Below are 9597 nucleotides of genomic sequence, written 5' to 3' on the forward strand. Positions count from 1 at the left end.
GAGCGCTAAGGCGCACGCTTCGCGTTGGCGGAGCCTGTCCGCAGGACTTACACAACTCTATTATGATTACTATCCCTGGGTGAAGTTGTGCATGACTTAGCAATGAACACTTTACTATTATCTAGCCTGGAGAGAATTTAGCAAAGTTTTATTGATTATCTGACTCATGCTTGTTGAATTGTAAATTTGGTAACTGACAGCTATAACGGCTTTTTGTAATTAGAAGGAAAAGACATTACACAGGTGACATTTCATGCTACGGTGCTGACTTGAACTTATAGGAAATTTCATATATTATGGTCGATAGTGCGGATCTTCCAGAGGTGCCGTTACGCGCTCTTGTGTGGATGGGGGACTCTCGCAAAAATATTCGTGCGTTTCCTTCAGAGGTACAAAAAGCGGTAGGGTATGCGTTGCAACTAGTGCAGGCAGGGGAAACACCACTGGATGCCAAGCCTTTTAAAGGCGTTGGAAGCGGCGTGTATGAAATTGTCAAACGCTACGATACCGACACATACAGAGCGGTTTATGCCGTGAAGATTGGAGAAAAGATCTATGTCCTGCACGCTTTCCAAAAGAAATCAAACAAGGGGATTAAAACCCCACAGACTGACGTTGACCTGATTAAACAACGCTATAAGGACGCACTCGCACGGGAGGAACAACCATGACAGAAGAAAGCGTTTTTGAAGAAAGTAGTGGTAACGTCTTTGCTGACCTCGGCTTAGAGGATGCAGAAGAACTTTTTACCCGTGGCAAGATTGGGATTGTGGTACTTCACCTCTTAAAACAACGTAACCTGAAACAGCGGGAAATCAGCAAACTTCTTGGCATTCCCCAGCCAGAAGTATCGTATCTGATGAGAGGAGAGTTTCAACGGTTCAGCGAGGGGAAGCTGCTCACTTTCCTCAAGCGCCTTGATACCGAAATCACCCTGCACCTTCGCCCTCGTCATGCGGGAACCCAAACAGGAGAAACAGTGGTATCGTTGTAGGGGCTTTACTGGATCTGTGAATTCACCAAAAACCGATTGTGATAGTGCCGGGTGCGGAATGTGGGATACAAACAAAGCCTGCAGAAGCAGGCTTGTCTGGTAGTTGAGATAAAAAGCTCTATTGAGAAACTAGAAAACAACTCTCAATTAGCATGACTCGCACTACTGTAGCGAATTCTTGTTCCTGCCCACAGCAACTTCTCTCGCAGCGTCTGATAATAGGAGTTGTTCTCCCGTAAAATTATAAACTTAGCCCGACAATCTGCCATCCGCACATCAACACGGTGTCCGGGCCAAATTGAAGTCGCTAACACCCCATCAGTCCACAACTTGGTACTTAAATCGTAATCACCCAAGGGCCAAATGCTGACGACAGAACCAGGGGGTAACACGAGGGGACGACTGGAAAGACTCATCGGACAGATGGGAGTGATGGTAATTGCTTCCATACCATCATGTATAATCGGACCATTCGCAGAAACGGTATAACCCGTAGAACCAGTGGGAGTAGAAATAACTAACCCGTCCCCTTGGTATTGATCGACGACCTCACCATCAATTTCCATCTCTAGAATTGAGGTAATCATCCTATCCGCAGAAGCGGGTTTAACACACATTTCATTTAAAGCAAGGTAGCGTTCAGACACTGGTTCCAAATTTGTCCTATTCCCCTCAAAGACTGAGGCTTGCAACATCATCCGCCGCTGCACAGCGTAACGGTCTTCTAAGAGTCGATCCCAAACTCGTTCGGTGTCTTGAAATTCGTCTACAGACTCGGTTAAAAACCCCAGATGACCTCCCACATTCACTGCTAGTATTGGGACGCCAGCCGGGGCTAGATGTCTTGCACCAGTTAAAACAGTACCATCACCGCCAAGTACCACAGCCAAGTCAATTGGTTGTCCAGCTGAAGCCAGAAATACCGGATATGGGTTATCTTTCGGTCCACTTGGTCCCATCAAAACCTGGCATTGACGATGTTCTAGTTGCTTTGCACAGATTTCTGCCCAGCGTTTACTTTGGGAATCTCGTGCTTTATAAGCAATAATGACCTGCTTGAGCTCCACAGAATTACCACTTCAGGAGATTAAACTGCTCCATATCAACAGTGTCGCGGTTACGATAAATGGCAAGCACGATCGCTAAACCTACCGCCGCCTCAGCTGCTGCTACGGTAATGACAAATACGGTAAATACCTGACCCTTTATTGCTACTGAGTCTAGGTAATTGGAAAACGCCATTAAGTTCAGATTAACGGCATTGAGCAGCAACTCAATCGACATCAGCACTCTGACAGCATTACGGCTAGTAATTAAGCCATAAATACCGATGCAGAACAAAGCTGCTGCAAGTAATAAAAAGTACTGGATTTGCATAAACTTTGGTGTCCCCCCATTGTCAGTTAACAATTATCAGTTATCAGTTATCACTTCGCGCTGTTCATTAATAACTGTATTACTGAATATTGCGGCTCGATTCACCGATTGAGACCAATTCTCTGGGACGTTCTGGTAACGTCAAAACTTGCTGTTGTTCTGGAGAAATAGTCTGTTCAGGCAGATACTCGCGACGTGCCAAAATTATCGCGCCTACCATTGCTATTAACAGCAAAATAGAAGCGAGTTCAAAAGGCAGTAAAAAGTCAGTGAAGAAATGTTGACCGATTAAAACAATAGTGTTGCTTGGAGGTATGGCAGTAGACAGTGACCAAGGAGTTGCCAACACCATCGTACTTAAAAGTGCAAACAATCCCAAACTGACTACACCTGTTAGTGCTTTGCGTACCCAAGCAGTAGGGAAGGGCACAAAAGCTTGCCGCTTGTTTACCAGCATAATGGCAAACAAAATCAACACGTTCACTGCGCCAACATAAATTAGCAATTGCGCTGCTGCTACAAAGTCACCATTTAGCAATAGATATAGTCCAGCAATGCTAACAAATACGCCTGCTAACAGAAAGGCTGAATGGACGATGTTTTCAAACAGCACCACACCCAGTGCTGTTCCAATCAACAACACCGCCAGTATGCCAAAAGAAACAATCTGTACTCCTTCCGCAAGATTCACTGTATTTTTGTCCTCAGTTAAAAGTCAACAGTTAAAAGTCAACACTCAAGAGTCAAAAGTCAAGAGTCAAAAACTATGCACTGTTGACTCTTGACTAATTATCTTTACTTTTCCTGCTCTACAAGGTCTTCTGGACGCGCACCAGGGCGAGGTGCATCAGCAGGTAAACCGTGGGGATCCATAACACCCTTGGGTAAATAAACAAGTTCACGCAAAGGTGTGACCATTGGGTCTAGAGTGACCTTGTAGGGCAAACGACCAAGCGCCACGCTGTCATAGTTCAATTCATGGCGATCATAAGTAGAAAGTTCATAATCTTCTGTCATTGATAAACAGTTGGTGGGACAAAATTCCACGCAGTTACCACAGAAGATACAAACTCCAAAGTCGATGCTATAGTGTTTGAGCTTTTTCTTTTTGGTTGCCTTATCGAAATCCCAATCCACTACAGGCAGGTTGATCGGACAAACCCGAACACAAACTTCGCAGGCAATGCACTTATCAAACTCAAAGTGAATCCTACCGCGAAATCGTTCGCTAGGAATCAATTTTTCGTAAGGGTACTGCACGGTGACTGGACGCCGCCGCATATGGTCAAAGGTAACAGACAGACCCTGACCTATGTAGCGACCAGCTTGAACCGCTTCTTTGGCGTAATCACCAACTTGCTTGAGGAACTTCAACATATTGTGTCTCTCTCTTTTTAAGCTATCAGCGTCATTTGTCTTTCGTGCTAATGACTAACCACCAAAGGCAAAGGGAAAGGCAAGTTTCAGGGCTGCAGTTAGTAGCAAGTTAACCAAACCAACAGGCAGCAAGAACTTCCATCCTAAATCTAGCAATTGGTCAATACGAACGCGTGGTACTGTCCAGCGCAACAGGATTGCCAGAAAGACCAGGAAGTATGCTTTCAGTACGGTCATAGTGATTCCCAAGGAGGCGGTTACAACCTGCAACACGGGATTTGTTTCACTGACTCCCAAAGCGCTAGCTATCAGGTTAATAGGAATTGGAAAATCCCAACCACCCAGATACAACACTGATACTAGCAGGGCAGAAAGGACTAGGTTAACGTAGGAACTCAGGTAGAAAAGAGCGAATTTCATACCAGAGTATTCAGTCTGATAACCAGCAACCAGTTCTTCTTCTGCTTCAGGTAAGTCGAAGGGTAATCGTTCGCATTCGGCAAGGGCTGCTATCCAAAAGATGATAAACCCGGCTGGTTGACGCCATACGTTCCAGCCAAGAATGCCATAACCAGATTGCTGTTCCACGATGTCGATGGTGCTGAGGCTATTGGACATCATGGCGATCGCCAGCACTGCAAGTGCCAACGGAATTTCATAGCTAATTGACTGCGCTGCTGCCCGCAACCCTCCGAGGAGGGAGTATTTGTTGTTGGATGCATAACCAGCCATCAACAAGCCAATTGGCTGAATACTAGACAAAGCAATCCACAAGAAAACCCCCATTCCAACGTCTGTTATGACCAGATTCTGTCCAAACGGCACAATCAGATAGGACAGAAACACTGGCAGAACAACGATGATTGGACCAAGGGTAAACAGCACACTGTCAGACTTGGCTGGCACCACATCTTCTTTAAAAACAAGCTTGAGACCATCTGCTACTGGAGCTAGCAAACCTAAAGGACCAATATACTCAGGACCAATCCGCTGCTGTGCGGCGGCGGAAATTTTCCGCTCTAACCAAACGCAGGTTAGCACACCAACTGTAGCACCAATAATCATTAGTATCATCGGCACTGGCATCCAAATTGACTTGGCTGCACCAGCGCTTAGTCCCAAATCCATGAGGGATTTTATAAAAGTTCCTTGCAGATCAATTCCTGAATTCATGTCTTTTGCTCTTCAAGTCCTTTAGATCATTGTCCTTTACAACTATCCACACTTGTTAATAACTGTAAATTCGCCCATTAATATTTCTGCCTAAATCATGCAAAATTTAAGATTTTTTGCAATTCCCATGCCTAGTATATCGTTGGATGGTTTTTGCCCCTTTACCCACACAAGAATTTCTACTTATGGTTAAGATTGGGATTTGCGAAGAAAACCTCCAGTCGTGGGTAGAGAGCGTTTGCGCAGCGCCCCCTCCGGGGCTAGCGAGTATCGGGGGAGCAAGGGGAGATAAGACAATTCAAAATCGCGTAGCGTTGCGGAGCGCGTTGCGACGCAATCTCAAAATTCAAAATTCTTATCCCCCATTACCCCTTTAGCACTCTATCGCTGGTCGATGGGGATATAAGAAACGTCGTGCTTACCGTCGTAAACCTGGGTAGGACGGAAAATCCGGTTTTCTTCTAGCTGTTCTTTCCAATGTGCTAACCAACCAGCTACACGGGCGATCGCAAATATTGGTGTAAACAAATCTGTAGGAATTCCCAACTTCCTATACACTAATCCTGAATAAAAGTCAACATTGGGATAAATTCCTTTGTGACCCAGTTTTTCCTCCACCACCCTTTCCATTTCTACGGCAATGTCATAATACTTGTCATGCCCGAACTTGGTAAACAGCTGTTCTGCCAAGTTCTGTAAAATGGTGGCGCGTGGGTCTTTCACCTTGTACACACGGTGTCCAAACCCCATAATCTTGGCTTTGCGTTCCAGACAATCCTCTATGTAGGGACGCACATTTTCTACAGAGCCAATGTCTTCCAACATCTGAATGACTTCTTCATTCGCTCCACCGTGTAGCGGTCCTCCTAACGTTCCCACCGCACTAGCTACCACTGCGTATGGATCAGTTAGAGTAGACGCTGTTACCCTTGCACTGAAGGTGGAGGCGTTCATTGTGTGTTCAGCATGAAGTATCAAGCAGATATCAAAAATCCGCGCCGCCAATGGATCAGGTTTTTTCTCATTGAGCATGTACAGAAAATTGGCGGAATAGTCCAAGTCCTCATGGGGACGTATTGCATCATTCCCATTTCGCATTAACTGGAACGCCGCCACCATTGTCGGAATCTTTGCTATGAGGCGAACGACAGCATCCCGAATGTAAACAGGATTATTCAAGTCACGACGCGAATAAAACAAGCCTAATGCCGCAGCAGAGGCTTGCAGTGCATCCATCGGATGACCGCTTTCTGGAAAGCACTTCATCATGTCGCAAATGTGATATTTAATCCGCCGGTGAGAGCGAACTTCATCCTCAAATGCTGCGAGTTCTTTCGATGTGGGCAACTCACCCCAAATAAGGAGATAAGCAGTTTCCAAAAATGAACTTTTTTCTGCTAGTTCCTCAATCCGGATGCCACGATATTCTAGTATTCCCTTTTGCCCGTCAACATTGCTAATACTGGATTGGGCGGCGGGAATGCCATCCAAACCAGGCTTATATTCGCACACCATCATGGCAACACCATCTGCTTTTTTTTGAAAGATTTTTTCAGGCTAACTTACCAGAAATTGTTATCACCATAACAGTATCCGTTCTCCTAAAAATTCTTTCAGAAACGTTACTCTACTGTTAGAGCAAGTACTTGGGTGGCGTCAACCAAAACATCTGACTACGACCCAGAGGGGAGCCTTTTTCTGGTAGTTTTACCCCAATCATACCCGCTTTTTTCAAAACTAACGTTGCTTTTGCTTGTCCCCATAAAAGAATTTCTGCCCAAGCGCTCAAAGAAGGTTCATGTCCAACCAAAGCAAGTTGAGTTTGGGGTGAATAATTTCTTGGACTCAACCAGTCCACAACCCAACTTTCAATACCACCATCTGGCGCGAGATAGGAACATTCCTCTACCTTGGAACTCAGTCCTGTGGCTATAAAAATTTCTGCTGTTTGGCGAGCTCGTATTAAGGGACTGGTCGCAATCAAATCAAAATGTAAGCCCAGCTTTCGCAATCGCTGGGCTACTTTCTCCGTTTTTTCCCGACCTTCTTTTGTCAGTGAGCGTTCCTCGTCTTTGAGATCTGGTCGCCTTTCTTCAGCAATACCATGACGGATTAAATACAGTTCCACGGCGGAATGTCCTTTATGAGCGTAAGCTCTTTGGAGGGAGCGAGTGCTAAGAAAGCGCTCGTCGGTGCAAGTATTATTTTACCGACAGATTGGAGGAAATACTCCAGAGATCTTTAGTCCTTAGTCCTTTGTCTTTGGAAACTAAGGACTAATGACTAATAACTAATGACTAATGATTCTACTCCGACTGTATTGGATTATCTTTCGGATTCACTAATCTTAGGAGCTTCTGCTTAATCTGAGAATCGAAAACTTCCCATTTCATCTTCGCATAAGCAGAATTTTCATTACCTCCAGATAAGAAACCCATCGGAATTTCAAACCCACCTGCGCTTGTCCGTCCACCACCAAAAAAGCGTCCGCTGCTATCTTGACCGAAGGCTTCTTTAATAAACTCATCGGGGTCGAGGGTTAGTTTGGTTGTTCTTAGGGAACCAATCACCACCTCTAGTTCTTCATCTTCATCGTGAACAATACCGTACACCAAAGCTGTGTGGACGTTTTCTTCTGTCACAATAAAATCTGCCGCTTGGGGAATAGCATCGCGGTCATCGTACCGTAAGTAACCAACACCAGCAATAGAAAAGTTATTTTGCACGATGCGGTTTTTGAGCGATCGCTCTATAACATCCATCACTCGCTTAGAACGATTCGCCTGTAGAATTGCGTTCAGCAACTGGGCGTCATAAAATTTGCTCAAATACGCTGCTGCCATAAAATCTTCTTCCTGTGCTTGCATCAGTCTATTAGTATCCGATCGCAAGCCATGCATCAAGGCAGTCGCGCATTTTACGTGTTGATTTATGCTGCTATCTAGAGTCAGTAGCCCGTACTGTAGGTATTGAGTGAAAATCGTTGCTGTTGCTCGTACAGAGGGACGAACATCAAAAAATTCTGATTTGATGTCACTTTGTAAACTGTGGTGGTCAATAACCGCCACTATTGGTATCCCTACCTCTTGCACAATAGGTACTAGCTGAGAAGTCGTTCCTTGGTTATCTATGAGGACGAAACCTTGGTAGGAAGATAAGTCTTTGCTTTTCAGTGTTTGTACTGTCCAACGCTGCGCGGGTAACCCTGTCAGCTTGACCAAAGCAATATTTTCTTGGTGGCTCAAAGCACCAGCGTAAATGATGTCACATTTTATGTCGTATTGCTGAGCTATGAGCTGGTAAGCCCAAGCACACGATAAAGCATCAGGATCTGGAAAATCTTGAAGAATAATTAACTGGCGTTCTTGTTTATGCGCAAGAAACGTGTTGTGCAGCTCTTCTGATTTTTGATTTACCAATGAATTGTTACGCAGACCCAGAAAATGACCCTCGCCTGCCAATGCTGTACCTGAGTGCCTAGTGAGTGGAACTTCTACTAAATCTTTGCTGTCTATTTCAAAATCATCTGGAGTAGGATCACCCGTCAATGGCAAACTCGAAATCTGAGTCACAGAAGAATTAAAGTGCATACGAAACGTTTTTATAAGTGTGAGGCTCCTTTTTTTTCATCAAGAGATACTACAGTTTGTATTTCAACACTTCAGCCACACATTGCGATCTTTGCAAAAATATCAGAGCATGACATATTATCTCTGAGCCTCTTTTTTTGTCAAGAACTTATCGTTGCTAACTTGCCAGGAAAACGCCTTTAGTACCTACCCCTGATCTTTTGGTAGATTTAGAACGCACCCTGTTGTTTTTGGCGTTAGTATGTGTTATACTAGCGAAAGTGCTCTCGATGGATACGCAGAATTGCTGTCTCCTCCATCAGCTTTTTCGGTTGTTGAAATCCATAAAGAGCCGTGAAGAAGCTAAAATCATCAAGCAAAGGCAAAAAAGCGAAAAACTGACCACTGCCTGCCTTGTTCAAATTCAGCAGAAGGTGTCAGAGTCCGATAACGTATTTTTGCCATTCTTGGTGAGTACCACTTTTGAGGTGTTTGGTGACCTCAAAGTAAAGACTACTATAAGGTCGGCGTGGATTATGACGTAAGTTCATATGAGCTTCGTTGGGCGTACGACTACCCTTTCTGACATTGCAGCGGACACATGCTGTAACAATGTTTTCCCAGGAATCGCCGCCCCCACGCGATCGCGGAACGACATGATCCAAAGTTAAATCATCCCCAGTGTAACCGCAATACTGACAAGTGTGACCGTCGCGGTGTAGTATGTTCCGACGAGTCAAAGGAATCTCCTTATAGGGAACGCGCACATAATGGCGTAACCTGATAACCGTCGGAAGCGGAAAGCCCAAGTAAAGTTGCTTATTATTAAACTCTACTCGCTCTGCTTTGCCTTTAATCAGTAACACGACAGCTCGCCGCCAGCTCGTGATATTGAGCGGTTCGTAAGAGGCGTTTAGAACTAAAACCTTCCCCATTGATTAGCGCTCAAGCTATTATTTTTACATATATTAACACAATTATATTCAGCTTTGGTGATGAAAAAAAATTATACTATTCCAATAGTTAAAACTAAGAATTGTAAAAAGTCAAGGGTCAAAAGTGAGCCAGTGCGGTGGACGGGTTCCCCGGCATAAAGGAGCCAGTGCG

Annotated in this window: 11 protein-coding genes; 2 read left to right on the forward strand and 9 right to left on the reverse strand. The window is 44.7% G+C overall.

The window, feature by feature from the left end; translation table 11 throughout:
* The first annotated feature begins 296 nt into the window (after nt 1–296).
* Together DP116_RS24125 and DP116_RS24130 are read left to right on the forward strand one after the other, a co-directional pair.
* Nucleotides 297–671 (forward strand): type II toxin-antitoxin system RelE/ParE family toxin, encoded by a 375-nt coding sequence (locus DP116_RS24125; RefSeq protein ID WP_169157573.1) that lies wholly within the window; start codon nt 297–299, stop codon nt 669–671.
* Nucleotides 668–994, forward strand: a complete 327-nt coding sequence (locus DP116_RS24130) for a helix-turn-helix domain-containing protein (RefSeq protein WP_169157574.1) — start codon at nt 668–670, stop codon at nt 992–994. Before DP116_RS24125 ends, DP116_RS24130 begins: the two co-directional genes overlap by 4 nt.
* A 143-nt stretch (nt 995–1137) precedes the next feature.
* Here DP116_RS24130 and DP116_RS24135 read toward each other — a convergent pair whose 3' ends face one another.
* The 9 genes from DP116_RS24135 to DP116_RS24175 all read right to left on the reverse strand — a co-directional run bounded on the left by DP116_RS24135 (nt 1138) and on the right by DP116_RS24175 (nt 9425).
* The gene (locus DP116_RS24135) at nt 1138–2061 is read right to left on the reverse strand and encodes an NAD(+) kinase (RefSeq protein ID WP_169157575.1); all 924 of its coding nucleotides are present in this window, start codon (nt 2059–2061) and stop codon (nt 1138–1140) included.
* Nucleotides 2062–2065: 4 nt separating this feature from the next.
* Nucleotides 2066–2371: an NADH-quinone oxidoreductase subunit NuoK gene (nuoK, locus tag DP116_RS24140; protein WP_048869034.1), complete on the reverse strand. Its 306-nt coding sequence runs from the start codon at nt 2369–2371 to the stop codon at nt 2066–2068.
* A 79-nt stretch (nt 2372–2450) separates the two neighbouring features.
* The gene (locus DP116_RS24145; protein ID WP_169157576.1) at nt 2451–3062 is read right to left on the reverse strand and encodes an NADH-quinone oxidoreductase subunit J; all 612 of its coding nucleotides are present in this window, start codon (nt 3060–3062) and stop codon (nt 2451–2453) included.
* 104 nt (nt 3063–3166) lie between these two features.
* Complete coding sequence (gene ndhI / locus DP116_RS24150; protein ID WP_169157577.1) at nt 3167–3748, reverse strand: NAD(P)H-quinone oxidoreductase subunit I; 582 nt, start codon at nt 3746–3748, stop codon at nt 3167–3169.
* A gap of 54 nt (nt 3749–3802) precedes the next feature.
* A complete protein-coding gene (gene nuoH, locus DP116_RS24155) occupies nt 3803–4921 on the reverse strand; it encodes an NADH-quinone oxidoreductase subunit NuoH (protein WP_169157578.1) in 1119 nt (372 codons plus the stop codon).
* Nucleotides 4922–5302: 381 nt separating this feature from the next.
* On the reverse strand, nt 5303–6439 hold the full coding sequence (locus DP116_RS24160) for a citrate synthase (RefSeq protein ID WP_169157579.1): 1137 nt from the start codon (nt 6437–6439) through the stop codon (nt 5303–5305).
* Between the two features lie 115 nt (nt 6440–6554).
* A complete protein-coding gene (sixA, locus tag DP116_RS24165; RefSeq protein WP_169157580.1) occupies nt 6555–7049 on the reverse strand; it encodes a phosphohistidine phosphatase SixA in 495 nt (164 codons plus the stop codon).
* 178 nt (nt 7050–7227) lie between these two features.
* Nucleotides 7228–8511, reverse strand: a complete 1284-nt coding sequence (locus tag DP116_RS24170) for a DHH family phosphoesterase (protein WP_169157581.1) — start codon at nt 8509–8511, stop codon at nt 7228–7230.
* 416 nt (nt 8512–8927) lie between these two features.
* Nucleotides 8928–9425, reverse strand: coding sequence for an HNH endonuclease (locus DP116_RS24175; protein ID WP_169157582.1), 498 nt, complete (start codon nt 9423–9425; stop codon nt 8928–8930).
* Nucleotides 9426–9597 lie beyond the last annotated feature (172 nt).

It is taken from the genome of Brasilonema bromeliae SPC951, assembly GCF_012912135.1.
GTDB classification, from domain to species: domain Bacteria; phylum Cyanobacteriota; class Cyanobacteriia; order Cyanobacteriales; family Nostocaceae; genus Brasilonema; species Brasilonema bromeliae.